General features: G+C 48.9%; 18 protein-coding genes. 7 read left to right on the forward strand and 11 right to left on the reverse strand.

The genetic code is table 11. The annotated features are described in order from the left end of the window. Positions 1-208: 208 nt before the first annotated feature. From BUB73_RS15670 to BUB73_RS15695, 6 genes are all read right to left on the reverse strand, one after another. Positions 209-1,894 (reverse strand): ATP-binding protein, encoded by a 1,686-nt coding sequence (locus tag BUB73_RS15670; RefSeq protein ID WP_212668381.1) that lies wholly within the window; start codon positions 1,892-1,894, stop codon positions 209-211. 2 nt (positions 1,895-1,896) lie between these two features. Beyond that, entirely contained in the window at positions 1,897-2,886 is a 990-nt protein-coding gene (locus tag BUB73_RS15675) for an SIR2 family protein (protein WP_073287276.1), read from the reverse strand. Between the two features lie 33 nt (positions 2,887-2,919). Next, positions 2,920-4,740, reverse strand: a complete 1,821-nt coding sequence (locus tag BUB73_RS15680; RefSeq protein WP_139259246.1) for an Eco57I restriction-modification methylase domain-containing protein — start codon at positions 4,738-4,740, stop codon at positions 2,920-2,922. Beyond that, the gene (locus BUB73_RS15685; RefSeq protein WP_073287282.1) at positions 4,709-6,775 is read right to left on the reverse strand and encodes a type IIG restriction enzyme/methyltransferase; all 2,067 of its coding nucleotides are present in this window, start codon (positions 6,773-6,775) and stop codon (positions 4,709-4,711) included. Before BUB73_RS15685 ends, BUB73_RS15680 begins: the two co-directional genes overlap by 32 nt. Positions 6,776-7,533: 758 nt before the next feature. Next, complete coding sequence (locus BUB73_RS15690) at positions 7,534-8,415, reverse strand: DNA alkylation repair protein (protein ID WP_175552224.1); 882 nt, start codon at positions 8,413-8,415, stop codon at positions 7,534-7,536. Positions 8,416-8,421: 6 nt separating this feature from the next. Beyond that, positions 8,422-9,318: a bile acid:sodium symporter gene (locus BUB73_RS15695; RefSeq protein ID WP_073236094.1), complete on the reverse strand. Its 897-nt coding sequence runs from the start codon at positions 9,316-9,318 to the stop codon at positions 8,422-8,424. 78 nt (positions 9,319-9,396) lie between these two features. Between BUB73_RS15695 and BUB73_RS15700 the strand changes: the two genes are divergently transcribed. Both BUB73_RS15700 and BUB73_RS15705 read left to right on the forward strand, forming a co-directional pair. After that, entirely contained in the window at positions 9,397-10,803 is a 1,407-nt protein-coding gene (locus BUB73_RS15700; protein ID WP_073161544.1) for a TrkH family potassium uptake protein, read from the forward strand. A gap of 100 nt (positions 10,804-10,903) precedes the next feature. Continuing rightward, positions 10,904-11,560: a potassium channel family protein gene (locus BUB73_RS15705; RefSeq protein WP_073161543.1), complete on the forward strand. Its 657-nt coding sequence runs from the start codon at positions 10,904-10,906 to the stop codon at positions 11,558-11,560. Positions 11,561-11,675: 115 nt separating this feature from the next. Here BUB73_RS15705 and BUB73_RS15710 read toward each other — a convergent pair whose 3' ends face one another. The 3 genes from BUB73_RS15710 to BUB73_RS15720 all read right to left on the reverse strand — a co-directional run bounded on the left by BUB73_RS15710 (position 11,676) and on the right by BUB73_RS15720 (position 13,643). Continuing rightward, positions 11,676-12,080, reverse strand: coding sequence for a Fur family transcriptional regulator (locus BUB73_RS15710; RefSeq protein ID WP_073161542.1), 405 nt, complete (start codon positions 12,078-12,080; stop codon positions 11,676-11,678). A gap of 44 nt (positions 12,081-12,124) precedes the next feature. After that, positions 12,125-12,709, reverse strand: coding sequence for an NADH peroxidase (locus tag BUB73_RS15715; RefSeq protein ID WP_073287288.1), 585 nt, complete (start codon positions 12,707-12,709; stop codon positions 12,125-12,127). Positions 12,710-13,055: 346 nt separating this feature from the next. Continuing rightward, a complete protein-coding gene (locus BUB73_RS15720) occupies positions 13,056-13,643 on the reverse strand; it encodes a hypothetical protein (protein WP_073161540.1) in 588 nt (195 codons plus the stop codon). Positions 13,644-13,748: 105 nt separating this feature from the next. On the opposite strand from BUB73_RS15720, the gene aroC reads away from it, so the two are divergent. From aroC to BUB73_RS15735, 3 genes are all read left to right on the forward strand, one after another. Beyond that, positions 13,749-14,831: a chorismate synthase gene (aroC, locus tag BUB73_RS15725; protein ID WP_073236102.1), complete on the forward strand. Its 1,083-nt coding sequence runs from the start codon at positions 13,749-13,751 to the stop codon at positions 14,829-14,831. 63 nt (positions 14,832-14,894) lie between these two features. Further along, positions 14,895-15,866, forward strand: a complete 972-nt coding sequence (locus BUB73_RS15730; RefSeq protein ID WP_073287291.1) for a tetraacyldisaccharide 4'-kinase — start codon at positions 14,895-14,897, stop codon at positions 15,864-15,866. 101 nt (positions 15,867-15,967) lie between these two features. Further along, complete coding sequence (locus tag BUB73_RS15735) at positions 15,968-17,440, forward strand: hypothetical protein (protein WP_073287293.1); 1,473 nt, start codon at positions 15,968-15,970, stop codon at positions 17,438-17,440. A 60-nt stretch (positions 17,441-17,500) separates the two neighbouring features. On the opposite strand, the gene BUB73_RS15740 is transcribed toward BUB73_RS15735, so the two are convergent. After that, the gene (locus tag BUB73_RS15740; protein ID WP_073161536.1) at positions 17,501-17,887 is read right to left on the reverse strand and encodes a co-chaperone GroES; all 387 of its coding nucleotides are present in this window, start codon (positions 17,885-17,887) and stop codon (positions 17,501-17,503) included. 39 nt (positions 17,888-17,926) lie between these two features. Here BUB73_RS15740 and BUB73_RS15745 point away from each other — a divergent pair, with 39 nt between their 5' ends. Together BUB73_RS15745 and BUB73_RS15750 are read left to right on the forward strand one after the other, a co-directional pair. Continuing rightward, complete coding sequence (locus tag BUB73_RS15745) at positions 17,927-18,919, forward strand: lysozyme family protein (protein ID WP_073287296.1); 993 nt, start codon at positions 17,927-17,929, stop codon at positions 18,917-18,919. 41 nt (positions 18,920-18,960) lie between these two features. Further along, positions 18,961-20,841 (forward strand): ABC-F family ATP-binding cassette domain-containing protein, encoded by a 1,881-nt coding sequence (locus BUB73_RS15750; protein WP_073287299.1) that lies wholly within the window; start codon positions 18,961-18,963, stop codon positions 20,839-20,841. A gap of 86 nt (positions 20,842-20,927) precedes the next feature. On the opposite strand, the gene BUB73_RS15755 is transcribed toward BUB73_RS15750, so the two are convergent. Next, positions 20,928-25,211: a fibro-slime domain-containing protein gene (locus BUB73_RS15755; RefSeq protein WP_073287302.1), complete on the reverse strand. Its 4,284-nt coding sequence runs from the start codon at positions 25,209-25,211 to the stop codon at positions 20,928-20,930. Between the last annotated feature and the right edge of the window lie 478 nt (positions 25,212-25,689).

The following is a 25,689-nucleotide window of genomic DNA, read 5'->3' on the forward strand; positions in this document are numbered from 1 at the left end:
ATGGATTTGTATAATTTTGACATGGGCTTTTTCTTCTGTTTTTTTTGGCGATTAAATTTTAGAAAATAGCCCATTTTTTGTTTAATTTAGGCGAAAGTCAACAAAAAAGGGTGGCGAAGCCACCCACACATGTTGATGAAGAGCCTTTTTTTGTTGCTGTAATTTCTAAGCAATTAATACTAAAGCTCATAAATCAACCTCATAAAAATCATTTATGTTGCATTCTCAAAGCCTTAACAGCGTCGGCAATTCCGTTTACAGTCTTCTTCTTACTCCATTCATCCCAAAAATCGATTGTTGCGCTATTTGGATGGATAGAAGGTTCTTCAACAATAACCCTTGTTGGCAACAAGGAAGCATCACCGACAATCAAGCATTCGCCCACATCCAAGATAGGCAACATTTCAGAAAAATCACCTAGATTATCTGGAAAGAGACGCTTAATAACGTTTTGATCATCGGGGTTCGTCAATCTCATCGCAATGAAATTACCACATTGACTTAAAACGGTTTTATTTACATCTGATGGCCTCTGACTAATCACAACCAAAGACACGCCATATTTACGCCCTTCTTTGGCAATTCTTTCAAAACTATGCAAGCCTTTTTCTTCCATGCCTCCATCGGCCTTTTCCGGAATATACAAATGAGCCTCATCGCAGAATAAGGCTACTGGATGCCGTAAATCTGCATTCATCCATTGTTGAATAGAGAAAACCAATCTACCAACAAGCCCCGTTATCAAAGGAAGAATGTCCGATGGAACTTCTGAAAAATCAATAATTTTCAAACCATTTTTATTGCCAAAATCAAGCAGTTTATTTATTAATTTTTCAAACCAATCATAGTCCATCAATTCAGTTTCTGAACTAAAAATAAAATTCAAGCGTTTATCACTTCGTTTACTTTCCAATCGCTGAATAAAACGAGTAAGCTTTCCATTAAGAGGTCCCTGTTTTTCAGTTCCTGTTCGTGCACCAGGAACCATTTCATCATCTTTTTTTCTCAAATATTCTAAAACATCTTCAATCGAATATGGAATAGGGCTTTCTATCGTAAAATTATTCAGGACATCAGAATCCTTTACAGTTTCCAAAGTTTTCTTTTTTTCAGTTATAATTAGATCAAACAGAGTGCGAGCTTGATTGGGTGCATTAGAATCACTTCTGTCAAGCAACAAAGCTTCCATTTCTTCATATGACAAAAGCCAATACGGCAAAAATAAAGCATTGTCATCAGACGCACTATCTGAAGGGCCCGCTATTCGCAATAAAGAAACATTTCCGAAACCTTTTAACGGCTCATATTCCCCATGTAAATCAAAAACTATACAATTTATGGACTCTAATTTAGAAGCTTTTTCAAGAACATTTGCAACAGTCCAAGACTTACCCGAACCAGTACCTCCAACAATTACGGCATGACGTTGAAAAAATTTATTTCCATCTAGATTGGCATTTGAGCCCTCAGAAATCGTGTATTTTCCTATAGTAAGAGGATTTGGGCTATTTGACGATATGATATTCATAAACTTGGAAAGTTTTTCATCTTGAAGAAGATGACATTCCGCATTTATGCTAGGAACAGTATTTAACGTTCTTTTAAAAATATTTTTTTCAGTGCCAGATCTTTCAATAAGGGTTCCAACCAGAACAACTTTTATCACATTTTCAATAGGAATCTCAACATCGCCTTCGTCTATTTTGTCAGTTGAGGCTTTTCGCATTATTTTTGTAATTAAACCAATAATTTGTTCATTTACTTTTGTAGAATCAATTGTCACAATTTGATTGATTTGGACACTGTTTAAGAGATCCTCCTTTTCAACAATAATTGTCACATTTCCGGTATCTACGCTTTGAACCTTGCCAATGACATCAATCTTTTCGCTCATTTTCATTCATCTCCTTTAAGAATATTTTCCATAAAATCTTTTAACGTCCAAAAATCACCCGGAATATCACAAGTTTCTTCCTTTTCCTTTTGGCTTTTTTTATAGTAAAAACGAGTGCAACTCTTTTTACTAGACTCTTCTATAAAAACATATTTATGCGCATTTTTTAATTCTTTTTTTGCTTCATCAGTTATTTTTTTTGACACAAGAACAATAGGAATGCCATTCGACACCTGATTGCAAATTTCGGTAGTAAGGTGAGAATCGTTAAAACCAAATCCCACAACAAAAAAACTTTTCCCGTTTTTTATAAATTGATCAGATTGTTGGATTAATTCTCGGTATGGCGTTTTATAAGCTTCTTCGTATTTCTTTTTGCCTGGAGGAATAATCTTATGAGCATCCGTAATCTCTTGAGAAGAATATCGGATTTTTCCATTGACATCAAACCAATTCAAAGAACCATGAACTTTAACTAATTTAACAGTTGAACTTTTTTCTTTAAATAAATTTTCATTAAAAATAGACATATTCTGACCAGAAAATCCATCCGTATAACTAATATCAAAATAAGACATTGAATGTTCTAAAACGCGGTCATAATTCGTCGTTATTATATTTAAGTTTTTGGGATATGGTTTAGAAAAAACCTCTATCATTTCCTTTATTCCAAGAAAATCATCTTGACATTTCAAAAGTTTTTCAAGTACTTTTTCATCATTTTCCTTTATTTCATTCCATATTATTGATCTAATCAGAGGCATTTGCGATTCATATTTGGGATTACCAAGTTCCGTTTCTAAATCATTTAATGAACCATCAAAATCCTTCATTTTATTCTTTAAACAATCATTTAAAGCCCCCATCCCAGGCATACCAAATCCCGCTGTTGCGCCAGAGCCCCATATTACAACAGGAGGATTTTTCAAGAAATCTTGAATTATGGTAAAAACAAGTTCCTTCTGCTTTTCAGTTGCAGATATTTTTTTCATATTTGTCCTTTATTTCTAACTAAAATTTTAATTTCACCTCTTCTCCACGGCGTCAATTTCTTCGGCATCGGTAATGCCGTAGAGTTGATAGACGAGGGTGTTGACTTGTGTTTCGAGGGTGGCGATATTCCTTTGGATTGCTTCGTCACTTACCTCACTGGATCCTTCGACTTCGCTCGCGCTCCGCTCAGGATGACACGAAGCTTGCTTTTTAGCGGCGATGATTTGGTCGGCGAGGGTGGCGAGTTGGTGTAGGAGTTCCGTGTTATTTAGGGGGATGCGGAAGTTTTCGAAATAGACTTTGCGGATTTCACGGGTGCCGCCCATGAGTTCGGGGCAGTTATACCATATCCAGAGTTTGACGAGGTTGGAATTGAATATGGCGAGGAGGGCTTTTAGTAAGTGGGCCCTATCGCCTTCGGCTCCAGGGTGACATTCCGCATTGGATTGCTTCGCTTCGCTCGCAATGACGTTTTCCGTTCCCTTTGGCAAATTCTGCGAATTGTCCTTTTCCGTAATGATAAAAGATTTGTCGTTGCCGAAAGAGCCGGTTTCGTCGTAGGTAAACGGGAATACCGATGTCATGTTCGGATACATGATTTTCGGTTTGGCAAATTCTTCCAAATAAGCGCAATTACGTAGATTGTATGGCGTATCGCCTTTATCCCCACGTTTAACCAGCTTATCTATAAATTGATCAAGATGCTTTTTTATTGCAGGATATTCATCAATATTGATGGGCGCAATGTTCCTTTCTTTTATTCCGTTATGCGGATTGATTAGATACTGATCGCTTTCCGTCACCCATACATTAATGTCTCGGCCGCGGAGCAGGGGCTTTATGAGATCTTCGCTATTGGGGTCTTCGGCAATGAGTTTTTCTCTCGTCTTTCCGTCAATAAAGAACGCGTCGTTGAAGCCGGTCTTGATGCCGTAATTAATGGAAATCGGCATATCTTTCAGAGCCGTTCCGACGTTCATTTTCTGCAATACAGAATCGTGGAGTTTGTTGCGGATGCTCCATTCGCTTGCACCGAAATTTTCTGCCGGGAACTCGAATGTCGCCGCCAAGACTTCTTTTTCGAATTCGCCGTGATAGTTCTTGCTGTTCAGCGAGCACGCCAAAACAGGCATCTTGTCGCCGGACTTTTGCGATACGAATATGCACACGTAAATGGTCGCATCGGCAAAGAACTGGACATCGCCAAAGTTGAGAATTTTCTTGAGTGAGGTCTGGCTCATAAACTCTCGCAGTTCCTTGCCGTAATCCACAAGCATCCACTTGTTCGGCATGATGAACGAAAAATATCCGTTCTTTTTCAGCAGGCTGTAGGCGCGTTCCACAAAGAGGCAGTAAAGGTCTGCGGATTTGTTGTAGCAACTGTAATCCCGTTTGCTGTAAACGTCGCTCATCTCGCCCATGCTCTGGAGCTGCACATACGGCGGGTTTCCGATGATGGCGTCGAAGCCTGTAAAGCGGCCTTCGTCGTCGAGGATTTCTGGGAATTCGAACATCCATTCAAGCGAGTTGGAAAAATCAATATCGTTGTTCTTGACTACGTTTCCGAAGAGGTCGATGCTGGGCGGCTCCTTGAGTTGCGACTTGAGACCAGCAATGTTCAGGCGAAGCTTTTGCTTGTTGTAGCTCGTTCCGCCCGCCTTGTAATCCTGAACGTTTTTCCTGTATTCCTTGAGTTTCGCGGCGAGTCCGTTTTTCTTGTCGGCCTTGTCTTCTTTCTGCAAAAAGTCCAAAACGACATGCCCGTTCTGCACGGGGTATTTGCTCAGTAACGAATCGCCGACTTTGATATTGATGTCGATGTTAGGGGAGCGTCTGGAGTTGCTTGTAGTCACTTTCCTTGGTGTAGTAGGCGTTCTTCAAAAGTTCAATCCAAAGGCGCAAACGGCAGATGTTCACGCTATTGGGGTTCAGGTCAACGCCGAAAAGGCAATTCTCGATAATGCGACGTTTCTCGTTGAACAAGGCTTCTTGATACCGCTGGCTTTCTTCGTTGCCGGGCTTGTATTCAAACGGTTCGCCCTCGTCATCAACAACAGAAAGTTCGTCGTTATCAACTTTCAAAATCAGATCGCGACGTTTGATGCGTTTGCCGTCTGCATCGCACAAAATGTTCAATTCCGATTTGATTGCAAGCAGGCGATTAAGGGCCGACACCAAGAAATGCCCAGAGCCCACGGCGACATCGGCAACGCGGATATCATCAACAATTTCGTTCGCTTCTGAAATGTCCTCAATCTTGTCCGAGACATCTTCCAAATTTTCGCATTTCCAGGACTTTTTCTCGTTGAACTTCTGCACCACGGTCCGTTCCAGCACATCGCGGGCCATATAGTCGGTGATGAACCCCGGCGTAAAGAAACTGCCATCTTTGTAACCGTTGATTTTTTCGAAGATGAGTCCGAGAACAGACGCGTTGATGAGCGTCTTGCTCGTAGAGGTCACACCGCCTTGGGCATCGCTTGCAAAGTTATACGCATCGAGAAACTTGAAGATGTAATCCAGATTCGGGAGAGAGCCTTTCGCACGTTTGCCGCGTTCGTCCTTCAAAACGGTCTTGCCCCAAATTTCCATCTGGGCATCGGGAATGCCGCGGATTTTCAGGTGCTTTTCGTCTTCGGTCGGTTCAAACAGTGAACTGTTCAGGTAAGGGACGTTCGGGTAACGCTTGAGCACGTCTTCGTCGCGATCCTCGATTTTCTTGCCGAGTACCTTGAAAAAGAAAATATTCAGTTCGTCGAAGTTCGCTATTTTGTCTGTACTCATGAACCGGTAGGATGCATCGCCCTTTTGATACATGAGGATTTGCGATTCGACAAGTTTCAGGAACAGCAGGCGGTTCACCCATGTGATGCAGAGACGGAGTGCCATCGCCTCGCATTCTTCCTTGTTCGGGAAATCGTCTTCAAGCTGGTAGATGGCACTTTCGAGGAGGCTCGCCTTGTCGCGATTTGCGGGGTTCTTGCGTCGGATGACTTTCTTGCCGCCCTTTTCTTCTTTTACTTCTTCGAGGCCGATGATGTGCAAGAGTTCCGCATAAAAATTGCGGTCAAGGCTGTTGCTGTCGTTTGCGAAAGGCTTGGCAAGGAGAGTTTCCGGGGAGAGGAATTTGTAAAGGGGGAGGAGCTTTTTAGATCCTTCGACTCCGCTTACGCTCCGCTCAGGATGACACGCTGCATTAGATTGCTTCGTGGAGTTTATCCCGGACTTTGATCCGGGACTCGCAATGACGTTCTTGCAAGCATCTGCAAGGCTGAAATGCACGACGTTGATGTCGCAGGAGGCGAGGAAGTCGTCGATGGCGGGTTTCGCGATTTCGTTGTAGAAATCGGAGGTCTTGTTGCCGCTCATCTGATTCGCCTTGAATTTTAGGAACTGATCGTATATCGGTTTCGTCTTGTTCCCAAAATAGCGGATAAAGTCTTTTACGTCGAAGAAATACCATTCGTCAAAATTCGTGATGGCGAGCCACTTGATTTCGTGATTGCCCGATTGCACGTATTCCAGCATAAAGTAATAGACGAGTTCCTGCAACGATTTTACGTTCGGGTGCTCCGCCGAAAACATTTCCGCAACATTCGTCGGCGACTTCGCTTCGATAATCACCGCCGGCTTTGCACTTGCCGTATTCCCGTTAAAAATTGCAAGGTCTATCGGGCGGTTGACCTGCACCGAATAATCAGATTCAAAAATCTTGCGTAAAAAATTCCAGATTTCGCCCTTGTGGTATTCTTCGTCCTGCGCTGCGTTCCGCTTGCTATAAAGATTCTTGAGCGAAAGCTTGAAATCCTCCATCTTTTCGACGGAAACAGGGAGCTTGAGGAACGCGGAATTGACGGACTTTTTAGGAGAAATGAACTTGATTGACATACAAGGGAAATATACCCTTTTTGAAGACAAAAGATGGCAATTTCAAGGTTTCCGAGGCAAATCTCGTTTATTTTTGCAGTCGGGGCGTTGCGGGGTGTCCCCGCTAGAAGGGGTAGCGAAAAACGCCGAAGGCGGTTGGAGCGAGGGGGAGACTTCCCCCACCAAAATAATTTTCAGAATATCGCGCGGGCCTATTGACAAACTGGTGCGGCCAGTGCGGCCGAGGCCGTCGCGCCGAAAAAGCCCAGATTTTCCCTGATAGACGAGGATTTGCTCAAGTCGCGGATATATACCATCCGCGGGGTAAAGGTGATGCTCGATGCGGACTTGGCGGAAATTTACGTTTACGCATCCGGTTGTTGGCCGTCGATGCCGGCAGATGAAGGATTCTTGACTGCAGATTGGAGGGCATGATTCTCAAATGTAGTTCAACAAAGGGCTAAACACCTATTAGTTGTTCCGGGAAAGACAAAAAATTCCAAAATAGGTTACTAAAACCCGCTGATTAAGACTTTTAGTGACCTTATTTTTAGTTTATATGTAATGTTTTTAGTCAATTTCCATTATCAGGCGTTTTCATTTTTGAATTCAGGTTACTAAAAGACCATAAAAAACTTGACTAGTAACCCCGTTTTTTAGCAAAATCCAAATTTTTAATTAGTTTATACAAAATCAAGGTTACTAAACATCGTCAAAAAGCTCATTTAGTAACCCAATTTCGCAAAAACACCTTCCGTTCAACATCCAACCACAGCAATTTAAACCTTCTGCGTCCGCAAATAGGCCTTATGTTCGTCGGTCACGCGGAAGCTTTCGATAGATTTCTGAATGGCCTTGTTGTGAGTCCACGGGTCTAGTTTTCGCTTTTCAATATAAGGCACAGCGTCGTCCCACTGTTTTGCAAGGGCGGTAGCGAAAAACCAGGCCACTTCCATCTGCACGTAGTATTCGGGATTCGCAAGCGTAACGCCTGCGGGAGTTGCAGCAGCCACCCTCGGGTTCGGCGCCATCACCGCAGCCGACCCATTAGGTGAGCCACTTGGCAGCGACCTGAACTTGGCCGTATCCACAGCGGCCACCCACTTCAAAAACTTCGGGTCGTAACGGTCATCCAGGAACAAGTCCATCAGCATGTTGATGCCGAACCGCACCACATAAGGATGGTCCGACTTGACCCACGCCTGAATACGCTTCAGGAATTGCGGAACATCCTTCAGCAGGGCGCGGGGCTTTTTCCCATCGCAAATGGCCCAGTTGTCAATGTAAGGCAAAAACTGTTCCGTGCGGGCAAGGCACTCGTCAAAATCCTTGATATGCTCCAGCAGCATGGAATGGATATGGTTTTCCTCGAAGTACTTGTGGGGAAGCGCGTCCATGAACTCGGCCACATCCGGCGCAATGGAACTGCCCGCGGACTTCGCGACGGACCCACCAACGGTCCGCGCGGTCCCAGCCTGCGACTTGCCCGAAGTTTTAGCAGTACCAAAAAATTCTTTGGCCAGCTTTCGCAGTATAGGGACCCTCACCCCGATAAGGGAATCGCTGGAAATCCCCGGCACCAAGGGCAGGTGGAAATCCTTGTACTTCAAATCCTGATTTTCAAAAAGTTTCTTGACGAGTTCCCTGTGAGTCATATTCAAAAGATACTACTTCTTCGGCTTGACTCGGGCGCTCATGTAGCTAAGCACCAGGTTCTGCCACACCACATAGCAGGTGGGAGCGATGGCGGCTACGGGGCCGGCATAGAGACTTGCGATCCAGATGACCAGAGTGGTATTCTTCTGGCCCATGCTCTGGGAACTTTCGATGGGGTGCTTCTTGTCGCAGAACCAGCCCAGCACAAACTGCAAAATGCAAAGGACCAACGCCACAACGGCAAGCAGGGGCAAGGTGCCGCTATTCCACAGATCGGCAAAACCCATTTCGCGAACATCGCGGCTAGCCTTGGCCAGAATCACGAAGACGCTGAAAGTCCAGATGAAGATGGTGTACTTGGAGAATTTCGCCACCTTGTCGGCAATTTCCGGGTAGAAGGAGCGGACCCCAAGAGCCAAGGCCAACGGGATAGAAATAATCGGCTGGATAGAATTGAAAATTCGGAGGGCGATTTCAGCAAAACCCGCCTCGGAACCGGTCAGGTAACCATATATAATAGGGATGCTGAAGCAGGCGATCAAGTGCCCACTTAAAAAGATCTTCAAAGCCAGCACCGGGTTTCCGCCCAGCATCTTGGCCATGGCAGGAGCCGCATTGGCCGGCGGGCAAAGGCAAATGATGGCGCCACCCAGAAGAACGTCACGGGGCAGGCCGAAAACTTCTACGCTAATCCACAACAGAGCCAACAGCAGCATGCTGGCGATAAAGGCGCGAACCTCGATCTTGAAGGTATAACCATGTTCCTGGGGCGGGACCTTGCCGATGAAGGTCAACAGCATCATGGTTCCAATCTGGAAAGGGAGGGTCGGCGCAAGAACGCTGGCCTGAGGCAACAAAATGCCAAGAATAATGGCAATCGGCATCAAAATAGCGCGCAAATTCTTCATAACGGCGCGCAATTTAGAAAACGTCCCCCCCCCTCGGCAAGGCTCGACACCCTCCCCCAAATTACTATCTTTGTCCCCATGTTACATTCTAGGTACCAAGCCTTCGACTATCTCGAAAAGGCCTTTGAAAAGAAGAAGAAAAACGGAAACCCCATCTTGATGATCGTGTCGGGTTACCTCTCCCTCATTACCTTGGGGGCCTTCCTTCTCTCCATGCCCTTCGCCCAGCGCGAACCCATCGGCGTTCTGGACGCCTTCTTTACGGCAACCTCCGCCGTTTGCGTCACCGGGCTTTCTACTATTGATATCAGCGCAAGCTTCAGCCCCATCGGCAACTGGATCCTGGTCCTCCTCATGCAAGCAGGCGGTCTCGGAATCATGACAATTTCTACGGTGATCATCCTCCTGGCAGGTATGCATCCGGGATTCAACCACCAGTCCGCCCTACTGGCCAACTACACCCAGGAAGGTAACGTGGACGCCCAGAAGATCCTGAAGGCAGTCCTCCCCTTTACCTTCATCCTGGAAGGCATCGGCGCCATCTTCTACTTCACCCAGTTTACCGAAGAAGCCCTGGTGCAGTACAGCCTCTACGACCGCATTTTCGGAAGCATCTTCCAGGCCATCAGTTCCTTCTGTAACGTAGGCTTCACCCTGTTCCCCGATTCCCTGGTCCGTTTCCAGCTGAATCCCATCGTGAACATCACCACCTGCATCCTGGCCCTGGCCGGCGGTTTCGGCTTCCTGGCCATTACCGAAATCCAGTACATGTACGACTTCAAGAAGCGAGCCTTTCGAAAAATCTCGCTCCATAGCCGTATCGCCATCAGCTTTACCCTCATTATCGTTACCGTCAGTATCGCCTTCTTTATCTTCAGCGAATGGGGCAACGTCTTCTCGGACCTGAGTTTCGGGCAGAAACTTGAAACCAGCATCTTCATGGCCTTTACCAGCCGAACCGCAGGTCTCAACTCCATCGACGTCCCAAGCCTCAGCGTCGGCTCCCTGTTCTTCTTCGTGATTATCATGCTGATCGGCGCAAACCCCGGTAGCTGCGGCGGCGGTATCAAGACCACCACCACGGCCGTGATCGCCCTCCTGGGCTTCAACCGACTGCTGGGCCGCAAAAAGACCCAGATTCTGGGCCGCACCATTCCCGAAACCACCGTCGATAAGGCCGTCCGAATCTTCGTCGTGGCCATCGTAGTTATCGTAGTCGCCACCCTGGTCCTCCTGGAAACCGAAGCCGCCGGCACCTCCAACGCCCAAGGCTCCTTCCTGAAGGTATTCTTCGAAGTGGTCAGCGCCTACAGCACCTGCGGACTTTCCATGGGACTCACCCCCGACCTGTCCATCCCCGGCAAGATCGTGGTCTGCACGGTCATGTTCGTAGGCCGCATGGGCCCCCTGTTCCTGATTTCCGCCGTGGCGAAGAAGCAGGAAGACGGCATGTGGTACGCCGAAGAAGACATTATGGTCGGCTAATCAGCGGAAAGCCTAAAGGTTAAAGGATAAAGAGACTGGATGCACCTTTAAACGTCACCTTTACGCTTTAACCTTTCCTCTATTTGCTATTTTTGCCCACATGGCTTCTAAACAATTTGTAGTTATCGGCCTGGGTAACACCGGCTATTTCCTGGCCCGTCACCTGACTGCACTCGGTCACGATGTGATGGTTGTGGACCCCAGCCCCGAAAAGATCCAGGACATCTCTAACCAGGTGGCCCAGGCAGTTGTTGCCGACGGCACCCGCAAAAAGCAGCTCCAGTCCCTGCCCCTCGCCAAGGTGGACAGCGTCATCTGCTGTATCGGCGAAGACCTCCAGGCCTCCCTCCTCACCGTCCTGAACCTCCGCGAACTGGGCGTCAAGCACATTATCGCCAAGTCCAGTAGCCCCGCCCACACCACCATTCTCGAAAAGCTGGGCGTCGCCGACATTTTCCACCCGGAACGCGACATGGCCATTTCCCTGGCCGAACGTCTCAACCGCCCCAACATGCTGGACTACCTGCCCTTCATGGAAGGTTTCTCCATCGTGGAAATCGCCTGCCCCGAATCCTTCTGGGGTAAGACCCTCAAGGACTTGAGCCTCACCCACAAGTACGGCATCCAGGTGATTGCCATCCGCGACCCCCTGGAACCCACTCCCAAGATCGGTAACATCGCCGACTACCCCCTCAAGGAAAACGACGTGCTCCTGGTCATCGGCTCCAACGAAGCCCTGGACAAGTTCAAGGCTTAATTATATATAGGTTAGCAGGCCTGTCCCGCATACCTTTAAAAAAAAGAAAGACCCCGGTAGGAACCGGGGCCTTCTTTACTTATAGAGAACAAGTTCACTTGATTCCGCGCATGGCCTAGTGCCCTGAACACTTCGGGCAGGTACCGAACAGGCTCAACTGCACCGCACTCAGGTTAAAGCCCTGGGGCAGCATGGTCGAACAGTCCGGCGGAGGCGACATCAGGTCAAAGACATTGCCGCAGCACTTGCACTTGAAATGGCAATGGGGGCTGCAGTCGGCGTCGTAACGCAGGTAGCCCTCGCCAAAGTCAAGAGTAAGCACCAGCCCATTATCGCTAAGCAACTGCAGCGTATTGTACACCGTAGTGCGGGACAGCGAAGGGTTTTCAGGCAACAAGTCCTGATAGATGGTATCAACTGTAGGGTGAGTCTTTACGCCCCGCAGGTAATGAAGCACAGTCACCCGCTGCACAGAGGGGCGAATGCCTTTGCTAGTCAGAATATCTGCAGTCTGCTTCATAAATCCTCACGCTAAAGTCATTGCGGCATCCGCCGCGACCCTAGTTACTTGCTGAAATAACGGTTCAGGAGACCTTCGAAAGCGCCACCGTGACGTGCCTCGTCCTTGCACATTTCGTGGACGGTGTCGTGGATAGCGTCGTAGTTCAGTTCCTTGGCGCGCTTGGCGAGAGCCAGCTTGCCTTCGGTTGCGCCGGCTTCTGCAGCAACGCGGAGCTGGAGGTTCATCTTGGTGTCGGCGTGAACCACTTCACCAAGGAGTTCAGCAAACTTTGCGGCGTGTTCGGCTTCTTCGAAAGCGATGCGCTTGTAGGCTTCAGCCACTTCGGGGTAGCCTTCGCGATCAGCCTGACGGCTCATGGCAAGGTACATACCCACTTCGCAGCATTCACCGTTAAAGTTTTCGCGAAGACCCTGCACCACTTCGGGATCCAGACCCTGGGCGATACCCACCTTGTGTTCGTCAGCGAAAACAGTCTTTACGACCTTTGCGCCGTTAGAGGCGGCAGTTGCTGCAGATTCGCCTTCGCAAACGAAAGCGGCCTTCTTAGCCTTGCAGAGGGGGCATACTTCCGGAGCTTCTTCACCCATGTGGATGTATCCGCAAACCTTGCACTTCCAAACCTTCATATGATTCTCCTTCGGCCCTTGCCGGGATGTGCGCAATGCCTATTGCCATAAAACCATCGCGCGGGTTAATTGGGTTCTGCATATTAGATTCACCATCCGGAAGATCCGTTGCAAACCTTTCTGCACCATCATTATTTGTAATCATTACAAATTTAAATCAATTACAATTAGTTGTCAAGACCTTTGATGTACTTTTTTTTAATTATTACAAGAATCAACTGCCAGCCCGAAACAGAACTCCCCAAAAGGATTCCATCCGTCTAGCAGTTGATTTACATATACAAAAAAAAGAGCCCCGCATCTTTGCGGAGCTTCTTCAAAAATCAGCGGTTCGAATTCTTGCTTATTAGAACACCGGACGTTCGATAGTCGTCTTTTCAGTCTTCGTTTCACCACGAGCCTTCTTTTCGGTGGCAAGCTTACGATGGACAACGGTACCGAGAACAAAGTAGCGCCCGTCCTTCTGAATAATGGAAACGTCTACATCGAGAGTCTTCACGGAGAACCACTGCTGGAACATGTTGCGGTAGTTTTCCTTGAGGGTAGAAGTTTCATCGATGGTGGGAGCGCCACTGGACTTGCCATACTTCAAGGTGAACTGGTCAGACATGTAACCTGCAGCCTCGAAGGACTTACTCAGCCGGGCACGTTCAACACGACCAGTCCGAATTTCAAAGGAATAGAACTTGTCGTTCTTATTGAAAATGAAGTCGACCTGCACCGGAAGTTCGCCGAAGTTGTAGACGGGGATAACGATATGATCACCTGCAGCACGCTGACCAAAAGGTTCATAACCCATCTTCATCACTTCTTCAATGACTTCTTCACGGGAAGATCCAAAGGGGATACCGGCGAAATCGTTACCATGCTGAGCAAACACTCCTGTAGACAGAAGTGTTGTCAATATCACAATGAAATATACGATACGTTGCACGGCGGTCTCCTAAAAACCAATGTAAAAGATAGTAAACTTTTGTTAGATTGCACCCCCATTGACAATTTTTTTTGTGTAAAAACGTGTTTTAGCTATATTTTGAGCATGTCTAGCACATTTGGTAAGATTTTTTCCGTTACGACCTGGGGTGAATCCCATGGCGCAGGCGTAGGCTCCGTCCTTGACGGTTGCCCTGCAGGACTCCCCCTCGACGAATCCGACATCCAGGCCGAACTGAACCGCCGTCGCCCCGGTCAGAACAAGATGACCACCCCCCGCGACGAAAAGGACCAGGTTCGCATCCTTTCTGGCGTTTTTGAAGGAAAAACAACGGGTACACCCATTTCCTTCGCGGTCTTTAACGAAGACCAGCGCAGCCACGACTACGCCGAAATCCAGAAGTGGTACCGTCCGGGCCACGCCGACCTGTGCTACGACCTGAAGTACGGTTTTAGAGACTACCGCGGCGGTGGACGCAGTTCCGCCCGCGAAACCATCGGCCGTGTTGCCGCTGGCGCCGTAGCCAAGAAGCTCTTGAAGCAGGTGGCAGGAACCGAAATCATCGCCTGGGTCAACTCCATCGGCGAAGTGGACTGCGGCCCCCTGGACCTGAACACCCTGACCCTGGAACAGATCGAAGCCTCTCCCGTCCGCTGCCCGGATCCCGCCGCCAGCGCCAAGATGGAAGAAGTGGTCATGGACGCCCGCACCAAATGCGACAGCGTAGGCGGAACCGTCTGCCTGCTGGTCAAGAATCCGCCGGTCGCCCTGGGCGAACCGGTTTTCGACCGCCTGGATGCCCTGCTGGCCCAGGCCATGCTCTCCATTCCCGCCAGCAAGGGTTTCGAGATCGGTAGCGGTTTTGCCGCCGCCCGCATGCACGGCAGCGAACACAACGACGAACTGTTCTTCGACGGTCACAACTACCACACCAAGACCAACAACGCAGGCGGTTCCCTGGGTGGCATCAGCAACGGCGAACCCATTTACTGCAAGGTGGCCTTCAAGCCCACCGCCACCATCAGCCAGAACCAGAACACGGCCGGCCGCGGTGGCGAAAACGGTCAGCTTCTGGCCAAAGGCCGTCACGACCCCTGCGTGGCAGTCCGCGCTCCGGTGATTGTCGAAAGCATGGCCGCCCTGGTCCTGGCCGACCTGTTCCTGCAGCAAAAGAGACACTGTCTATAGGGTATAGGTGGTAGGAAGTAGACAGTAGGGCGCACATGTGGTGCTTTTAGGTCAATCTGAAAAATGAAATCAGTTCGACGGAACCTTCTTAAGATAGCCGCCGCCTGTTATAGGGCGGCGTATTTGCTACACCATAAAGTTGCCCTGCGCCCCGACCTCACCCTCCCAAAAAAACTGGGCTCCACGAAGCTGATCGTGGTGGGCAGTTACCGCACCGGCGGCGCCGGCAAGACCCCCTTCTGCCTCTGGCTGGCCAAGCGATTGTCACAGCCACAAAACGGGCCCCACACCAAGGGCGTCGCCATCCTCTGCCATTCCTACGCCTACGACGAAATCCAGATGCTCCGCGAAGAAATTGAATCCCTAGGGGATGGGGGTAAGCAGACCGGTACGTCTAATTTTATAGAGGTCATCGGGACAGGAAACCGCCATCGCACAGTCCTGCAGCTTTTACAGCGGAAGACTCCGCCCGCATACATCATCTGCGACGACGGCTTTGAAGACAGCCGACTTACGGGGGCAGTCAACATTATCTTGCGGTGGAAGGAAGACCTTCCCTCTGAAGGTGGCGGCATCGGGCAGCTATGGCCCGCAGGCCCCTGCCGAAGCCTTCCCGAGGACCACCCTCAAGGCGAAAGCACACTGAACCTCTCTTGCGAAGACCACATTGAATTTCACATAGACCGCATCGCAAATGCTCAAGGCGAATCGCTTCCTCAATCCCTGGGGCGTTTTCACCGGGCAAGAGCCGTGTGCGGAATCGGTTCCCCAAAACGTTTTTTAAAGGACCTGGATTCCTTCGGGATTCCTACGGTGGACAACCGCCTCCTGAAAGATCATGACCGCAGCTTCCCTAAAAAATTGGCGGCACTTCTTGAGCAGTTCCCCGAAGACGCAATCATCATCACGCAGAAAGACGCTTGTAGACTCGACGAAAAAATGCGGAACCATCCCAACGTCTTTACCGTTTACCAAAAAGTTAGCGTTTCCCTTTCTGCAATCCACCATATAGACCTGTTGCTCGCGGGATCGTAGTCCCAGACAAACTGCATTTTTTTCAAAAAGAGGTTTGTTTCCCTTTTTCAGTGTAAAGGAGTTTTTTCAGTTGTTATATTTTTACCACTAGGAAGGATAATATGACACTGACTCAACGTATTTCGGAATTATTGCAGGCACTGAACAACGGCATTCCCGAAAGGGAGACCTGCATCCAGCTTGGATTTCTCGCTACGGTGACTAGCGAACCCTTCTTTATCTATGGCCGCGCCGGTTCCGGAAAGACCATGCTTACCGATCGTCTAGCCCAGACATTCAAGGCATCCAACCACCTCAAGATTAACCGCCATACACAGCAGTTACCCGAGGATCTGGAAAAGTACGACTTTATCGCCTTCCAGGATTTCAATCCCGCCGACGACGTGGCCAAGGAAAACATCCAGATTGCCCTGCATAACCGCAAGGGCGCCGCACTGACAATTTCCAGCGACCAGCGTCCCGAGAGCGTGCTGAACCGCGCCGAAATTGCGGACCAGATAACCCTGACCATTTCTTTGCCCGACAGTCTTTCTCCGGCAGCCCTCTGCGATTTGCTACAGAACCTGGACCGTCTCGAGAACGTATCCATTCCTGAAGCATTGACCGTTTCCAAGGAAGAGCGCAAACAGTGGTGCGAAGAAATCAAGAAGGTAGAACTGAGCCACGAAACATTGCGCGTCATTAGCCACCTGGCAGAACTTTGCGACCAGAGCGACATCTACGTTCCGATCCGCAAGTGGCTCGCCCTAGCCAACATCGCCAGAGCCATCGCATTCTTTAACGGACGCAAGCAGACCGTCATTACCGACATTCTGTTCCTGGGCATGCCGATCTGGGGCAAGGCAACGTCCAACAGCACCATTACCGAAAATTTCCCCGGTATCGTAAAATCTGTCATGATGAGCGAAATTCCCGAAATGCTTCATGAGCCTTACGACGCCAAGACTTTGCACAGCAAGGTGAAGACCTTGCTCCACAGCAGCAACAACCTGTACGAAACAAAGATGTTCAACAACGAGCCTTGCCTTTCGTACCGCATTACCATTGCCGGCGAACCTACCCCTTTGTACGTTCCGTTACGTTATGTAGAATCCGACGAGGATTTCAATCCGTTTAACGAACTTAAACAGGTAGAAACTCGCGTCCGCTGCAACTACCATGGAACTTCCAGTTGCACCATTTCCATCGACTCCTCCGTGAAGAACGTGGGTCTCCGCAGTTCCATGTCACGAAACCTTTCGGCAACCGCAAAGTTCGAAGACTTCGCCACGCTGCCCAGCTACATCCTCAAGGAAAACGACCCCCAAGTTGCCGCCGAAAAGAAGGTCAAACTGGAAGAGTACAAGAAGGAAGCGGTCGCCCAGACCGAAAAGCAGACAAAGTATTTGTTCGCTCTTAGGGACCTTTACCAGGCCAACAAGGCCCTGCGAGAAAATCTTTTCTGCAACAAGCAGCTGTTTGATTCCATCCAGGGCGAAGTCCGTTCCATCTTCGAGGCAAACAACGTTACAGCCAACACGCTAAAGGAAACCCTGGAACTTTTCAAGAGCCTGGGCAAGACTTCGGCCACCTAGGGCCAACAACATTGTTGAATGGTTTACTTACGGAGCGCGGCCTTAGAGCCGCGTTTTTTTTTATACGATAGACGAGACGTCGTCAGGAACGACAGGGCGTACCACCAGCATCACCGCATTCTGGGAAACGATTACATAACGTTCGCCGTTCACTTCTAGTTCCGTACCGCTGGCATGGAGGTACAGGGCCTCGTCACCTTCTTTCACCTGGAGGGGTACGTAATTCACGTTATCACTGGATTCTCCGCGGAATACGGCATCAGGATCCTGGCTGGCAGGAATCGGGTACCCCGGGCCAACCTTCACCACCAATCCCGTATGCACCGCATCATGTTCCTTGACACTGGGCGGCAGGTAAAGGCCACTTCCGGTCTTGTTGGCAGATTCAAGGGGCTTGATTAAAATACGGTCTCCAATGACCACGATATTCTTCAACGGATTCAGCATACCCTAAAGATAGAATTTCTTTTTCTCTATATTTACAAGGTGATCTTTATCGTTCTGTGGACAGCCATCATTGCCTTTTTGGCCACCTACCTCCTGAAAAGCCCCAAAGTCAGGAGTTGGCTTAAGGTATTGATCCGGGCAAAGCTCCTTAGGCGGGTAATCATCTGCACCACAGTCATCATAGCGGCAATCATCATCGCCTACAAGGTACATCCGGTTCCCGAAATCCAGTCCACCGACGACCATTCCGTATTCATGGAATACTCCGCAAAGGCGGTCCACAAGATTGCCTCTACAGAAAATCTGACCTTGAATTCTTCCTGCGACCTGAGCCGTCCAAAATCAGAGTTGTCCTATATTCTGCCGCTAATTCTAAACACCTACGCAGACGTGGTCGATAAGCCCACAAAGCCAGTTCTTGTTCGACTTGACGACACCTTGCAAATTGAACTTCGCGGATATAAGCAATTCAAGAATCGAGGTTTCAAGCTAAAAAAGCTCCTGCAAAAGAAACTGGGAAACCGCTACAAGGTCGCCATACTTAGCGACGAGTCTACGACCCACACCTTGCAGATATCCTATGAAGGCACGCCCTGGAACAAGGAACAGCTTATAGCCCTCCCCGTTATGGAAGCCGCCAAGGAAAACCAGGTTGACCCCGCCCTTCTTATGTCTTTGATCAGGCACGTTTCCAACTTTGACTTTAACTTCAGGGGACCCAAGGATACCCACGGTCTTTTAGCCATGGGCGGCCATAAGGCACAGGATCACATTATCCACGCCAATGATCCGACTGAAAAAAAGGATCCCGAAATAGATGGACTGAATCAGATTTTCGAGGGAGCCAAAAGGTTGGGCAAACAGCTACAGGTTCTTAGTCTCGAAAATACAATCGCCACTTTTTACCCAGAACAGGGAATGAACTACACCGACGCCCAATGGACAAAATCACCCCTCATCAAAAGTTGGGTGGACCAGGTCATGGCAGACATCCAGTTCTATCGCGAAAATGGGTTAAAGCCTTTGGATTAAGGTGAACAAGGGCTAGGTGCATTTTTCTATCTTGTGCCTTCGTGATTCAAGTACAGAACGTTACAAAGTCTTTTGGCATGCAGGTCCTTCTGGACCAGGCAAGCTTTTTGGTAGGCCCCCGCGAACGCGTCGGTCTCGTAGGTAGAAACGGTTGCGGTAAGTCAACCCTTTTCAAGATGATCCTTGGCCAGGAATGCCTGGACGGTGGCGTCATCGACATTCCTAAAAAGTATACGCTGGGCTATCTGCAGCAGCACATCAACTTTACCAAGCCCACGGTTCATGAAGAAGCCTGCAGCGTGCTGAAGCCCAATGAAGACGGCTGGATTGAAGAACACAAGGTGGAAGCAATTCTCTTCGGTCTGGGTTTCGATGAAGAATCCATGCAGAAGGACCCAATGCTTCTTTCCGGCGGTTTCCAGATCCGTCTGAACTTGGCAAAGGTGCTGGCCTCCGAACCCGACATGCTTCTGCTTGACGAACCTACCAACTATCTGGACATTGTGTCTATGCGTTGGCTCAGTCGCTTCCTCAGAAACTGGAAGGGCGAAGTGTTGCTCATTACCCATGACCATCATTTCATGGATGAAGTCTGCACCCACACCATCGGCATTCACCGTCACAAGATTCGCAAGGTCAAGGGCACTGTAGAAAAGCTTCGCGAAACCATCGCCGAAGAAGAAGAAGTGGCCATGCGCACCCAGGAAAACGAGGCCAAGAAAAAGGCCCAGCTAGATCAGCTCATCGAACGCTTCCGTTACAAGGCCGCCAAGGCTGCCATGGTGCAGTCCAAGATCAAGGCCGCCGCAAAGCTTGCCACTGGTGAGCGCCTGACCCACGAACGCAATCTGGATTTCAGCTTTACCGAGGCTCCCTTCCCCGGCAAGCGTATGCTCCAGGTTCACAGCCTCCACTTTAAATACAGTGAAGGTCCCGAACTCATAACCGACCTGGAATTCGAAGTTTTCAAGGGCGACCGCATTGCCATCATTGGCCCCAACGGTCGCGGTAAAACCACCCTGCTGAACCTGATCGCAAAGGAACTGCAGCCTACCTCTGGCGAAATCTGCCACAATCCCAACCTGCAGATTAACTACTTCGGCCAGACAAACATCAACCGCCTCAATCTGGACAACACGGTGGAAGAAGAAATCGCCACCGCCATCAAGGAAGTTTCCCAGAAGAGTCGTGCCCGCGGTCTCGCAGGCCTCATGATGTTCAGCGGCGACAACGCCCTGAAAAAAATCAAGGTCCTTTCCGGTGGTGAACGCAGCCGCGTGCTGTTGGGCAAGATTCTCGCCGAGGAATGCAACCTGTTGCTTCTTGACGAACCCACCAACCATCTGGACATGGAATCCATCGAAAGCCTTATCGACGCCCTGGAAGACTATGAAGGTTCCGCCATGGTGGTAACCCATGACGAAGAATTGCTCCACGCCTTCGCCAACCGTCTGGTTGTTTTCGATGGCGGCCAGTGCCGAATCTTCGAAGGGTCCTACGCCGACTTCCTCGAAAAGGTAGGTTGGGCCGCCGAAAAGAAACCCGGTGGAATGGATGGCGAAAACGCAAAACTTTCCAACATCGATGTCACCAAGGATGCAGTTCAAGCCAAGTCCGACGTTCCTTCTGCAAAGATGGACCGCAAGGCCCGTGCCGACTACATCGCCGAACGCTCCAAGGTCATCAAACCTCTAGAAAAAGCCATCGCCAAAATTGAAGACGATATTGCCAAGGCCGAGGAACTTTCAGGCGAACTGGAAGCAAAGCTTGTTGCCGCCTCCGAGTCCGGTGACGGTGCCGCCATTACAGCCATCGCCAAGGACATGGACGACGTCAAGAAAAAGATCGACGATCTCTACAGCCAATACGAACTCAAGAGCGCCGAACTGGATGCCGCCAAGGACAAGTATCCCCTCGACTAACAGGCCGCTTTTATAGACGGACCCTGTACGAATTTCAATAAATTAAAAGCGCGGAGCTGAACTCCGCGCTTTTATAGGTTAGACTTTTATTTAGAACGCTTAATACCAAGTGTATATGTATCCTCGGTATCGCCGGCCTTCTCATTACCTGAATAAATTCGCACCTTGGTCTTTGTAATATAGGCACCAGTTCCTACCAGGCGTCCTTTTTCGCTACGGGCATTCCATTCAAAGAAGATGTTGCCAGGATTATCGTAACAGTTGGACTTTTCCGGATTTTCGGCATTGTAGAAGACAGTTCTGTCATTACATGCAATTATTCCATGAGCTTCATTCACAAAATTTCCGATATGGGAGAAGTAATAACCATCCCAGACAATCCTAACCAGAGCCAGTGCAGAATCACGGTTTGCACCAGAAGGCAAATTCATGATCATGGTAGTTGCCAATTCACCAATGTTGAATCCCAGCAACAAACCAGGCAAACCTAGGCTATCCGTAATCTCCTTGATAGTCTTGTTAGAAGGTACAGAAATGGGAACAATAGGATCTTCATAAGGCCAGGGAGTTTCACCGTTGATCGTGACCACACCGGGTACGGCAAGTTCAGTTCTCTGTTCACCCACGATACGAACCCTGGGGTTGTTCAAGTGGGCTGCGTTTCCAGAACGGTCCTTGAGAGTTCCGGGAGTCAGACGGACATAATCACCAACGGCAGGTAATGTCCCTTGAGGAGTTCTATTAAAGAATACAGAAACAACATTTTCCTGCTTGTTGAAAGCCACACCGGTTATCAGGAGCGAATCATTGAAATAGGCGGAATCCCTGTAGAATTCAAAGAGATCGTTGGTGTTGAGACCCGCGTGATCAGAGCCTTCACTCATGCTGATAACCACAACGCTCATATCGCTGGATCGATTTTCGATAACCGCACTCAAGATAACCGGAGCCACCTTGTCTTCAATGGAGGTGTTCATATCCAGTTTAACTTCATCGCCGGAATCTTCATCTATGTAGGTATAATGATACCTCAAGGTACCCTCATACTTTTTATCAGCAACGCCAGTAAACACGTCGGGTTTCAAGCCTTCCGGATTGTACAAAGTAACAACAGAATCCAGAAGGACCAGAGGCCAGACATTTTCCATTCCGTTGATATTGTAGAAAGTGCTTCCGCCAAAATTCCAGGAAAGGGTATCGGGAACCACATCCTTGAAGGGCTTGCTAAAGGGAATCACCAGACTATCCACAATACCGTCGCCTGTAACATCAAACATCTGGGCAGTGGTTACGAAAGGTACGGGAGGTTCCTTGAAGTGAATATTACGCCAGATCAATTCATTGGCCACGCCATTGCCATATATGACAAAGGATCCTTCGTTAACGGCAGAATCACCCACCACATAGAACTGGGCATATCCCAGGGAATCTGTAGAAATCTCGGTAATGCGCTGCTTGTCTACACCCAGGAAACCAATAGGATCATTAGTATAAAGATTCAAATTCACGGTGCAGTTCACACTGGAGCCTTCATCCATATTGCCACAGGGGCGACTTCCAAACAGGAGCACAATTTTCAGAGGAACCGTATCAGGGTAAGTCACATGCGCCAGAAGGGTATCGTTCTTGCCACCATCAGCGCCAAGAACCGTACCACGAAGAGTCAAACCATCAGGATCCAGCAACAACAAGCTATCGCTAGGAGTAAAGACATCTACGAAGGCGATATCCGGCAAGGGATATTCCGGCACCACAAAGGTGATCATCTGATACTGTGACTGATCCGAAGCCAGGTAGCAGATCAACACATAAGTACCAGGATCCAGGAGGCGGGAATTCACAAACGCGGTGGTATCCACAGTGAATGCCGACATGTTCTCGCTAATCCAGATACCACCATAATTCAGGCCAGGTTCCAGGAGAATGCCCTCTGTAGGCAACCTTCCGCCCACCAACTTAAACACTGTCTGAGCATAGGCGGTGTCCACCTTGGTCACGCTGGAAACATCGCAGCTCAAGGACTCATCAATCAGCAACTGCTTCAGTTCATATTCAATGATACCATTGGGATTATACTTCTGCACCGGGAAGTAAGTCTTCTGGGTCTGCAGATTGATGGACGTACGCATCTTGAAGTTGGAACCCGTTGCGTTTCGTTCCGAGAAGAAAATCTGGAACGGATATTCCGTACCTTCAACCAGGCCCAAAGTATCAAGATCAACTGCACCTTCCACGGGGCTATGGCAACCGCCAATATCCACCACCAGACGGTTATTGATAAAGACCCATACATCATCATCACCACGGAATTCAAAATACTGACCCTTCACATACTTGAACTGGGCAGAAATCTTCATGGAGAAGCTGTAGTTGTGTTTACAGCCCTGAACATCCCAGTCAAATTTTGGGTTCTTGATCGTCTTGGCTGAATCCAGATATTCAAAATCGTCTAACGGATAGAAACCAGGATTAATAGGATCGTTACAACCGTTAGGAGATTCCGTCACATCAGCCAGCCAGAAGCCTTCCGCATCCAGTTTCAAATCAATATCGCGGCAGGTGGCGTTGGTATATTCCTTGCCGTCAGGGCCAACAGCAACCACTTCCGGAATGAACCACTTGTCAATTTCACGACCGGCAGAACACTGGTCCCAGGGGAAAATCAGGGAATCCACGCGAAGAGGCAAACCATCGGGGCTGAGGGTTTCCTGCACCATGCCAAGAACATGGCCACCGCAAGTCTTATACTCCTTGGTCCCCTGCACAATTGTCGTATAGGCATTACCGCCATAAATACCGCCAAAGTCAATATCGATGGCATCATCATAAGATTCACCAGCCCAGTCCAGAAGCATTGCCGAAATCTTCATGGTGGGGCAAATCCCCAGACGTCCCGGGAACACCTCGCTGAACTTCGGAGCGCTAGAAGAAAGCGGATACGGGTAAACCCAAACCGTATCATACAAGGCCATCATGGAATCCAGGGAAATGGCAGATCCCATTCCGCCACCCTCACCCATAAGACCTTCAAGAGCGTAGTACTCCATTCCGAAAGACTGCTTAAAATGAACAGACCAGTCATCGGTATGCTTGAAATAGGTACCCTGGTACCAGCCACAAGTATCACTCTGAGTCGAATCATAGGCATTTGCAGCAATAGGACCCATCTTCACGGTATCATCAGCCACGATCATGGCCGGAGACATATTGTCCCAGGGGCTCATCAAACGGACCACCTTCGGTTCAAGGGGTGAATACAGCACATCATAAGCCCCATTGGAGCGGGTATGAATCCAGGCTTCGTACACGCCCTGGGGGAACAAAGACGCAATCAGGGGGCGCTGAGCTTCAGAGAAGAAAGTGACCTGCGGCCATTCATTTTGACGGCGGTAGAAATTGACCACAGCCATCGTAGACTTCCAATCCTGAGACGCTGCCACGGCAGGAGTAAACTCATAACTGAACCAGAAAGGATAAGAATCCCTTTCCATGGCAGTGGGGTTATTCACAATATTGCTGCCGACGCTAATATACAGCAAGCTATCCTTGAATGTGGAATTATTGCGCCAGGGATGGTAAACATGAAGAACACGAGTAGAATCAAAGCAGGAACCCAAGGTCCCCATCGCAGCGGTGGGCGTCAAGTCACCAGAAGTGCCATCAACATAAACCGTATCGAAAGCATCCAGTGCATCAGACAGATCCAACGTACCTGCAGCAGGGACACTCATATAAGGCGTACGATTACGAACAAAATGAGCAGACTTCAACGGATTGGCCTTCATCGCCGCCGGAGAAATGGCTCCATAGAACCAACCGCAAGAGGACTTGTCATCCGGAACAAAACGCATCAGAATTGTGTCCTGACCAAAAATCATCTGCGGCAAGACCTTGTTACCCCAAGGACTCTTGAACCACACCATCTTGGAACCAGGAGCCACAAAAGAAGCCGTATAGGAAGTTCCGTCGGTATACAGCCAAATTTCAACTTCATTGTTGAACATGGATTTGAAGGACATACCATCGGAAAGGTCCCACATTTCGCACTTGTTGTTGTAAGTCGTGCTGGCGCTTGCGGTATCGGAGCAAACATTGATCTTGAACCCGCCACCGTTAGGATAATCAGCCACTGTCTTATTCCAGGTATAGGAATACCAATGATCACCTTCCGGGGTCATCCTTGTGTTAGACGTTTTGCCAAAATCAGCATTCCAGCTGGTCACTTCACCGGTAATATGGTAAGTATAGACACTTTCATTACCCTTTACAGCATCATCACGATAAGGGGACTGAAGGTGAATAGTCAAAGTCGCATTAGAAACGACTGCGCTCAATAAAACCAACAATACAACAAACAAATTGTGTTTCATAAAACACAACACTCCTTTCTCAAACACTTACAAGCTAAAATAAACTCTTTATTCCATATAGGAATAAAAATAAGCGTTATAAAAGAAGTAACGTTGAGAATAACTCAAGGCATCTTTGAACTCTAAAAGCCCAATTGCATCAAAATTTCAAAACACTTTTTTGAAGGGTATTCGTCGGGCAGGCCCCGCAAACCTGGGGACAGGCGGAAAGGACGCCGGCAGGGTACGCCTTTCCCGGTAAGCCTCCTGCGACAGCTCATGGCCTGCGCCTGGCGACGGCAGGTGCGGTGGGCCGATGCCACGCCCATGTACGGCGGGCGATGCCCGCGTCGACGCCCCGGCGCGACGGCGATGGACATAAACAAGAAAGGGCCCCCCGAGGTTTTTCCTCGGGGGGCCCGTGAATCCAGCGGCGACCTACTCTCCCGGACCCGTAGGCCAGGTACCATCGGCGATAGGAGGCTTGACTTCCGTGTTC

It is taken from the genome of Fibrobacter sp. UWH6 (genome assembly GCF_900142465.1).
In the GTDB taxonomy this organism is placed as follows: Bacteria; Fibrobacterota; Fibrobacteria; order Fibrobacterales; family Fibrobacteraceae; genus Fibrobacter.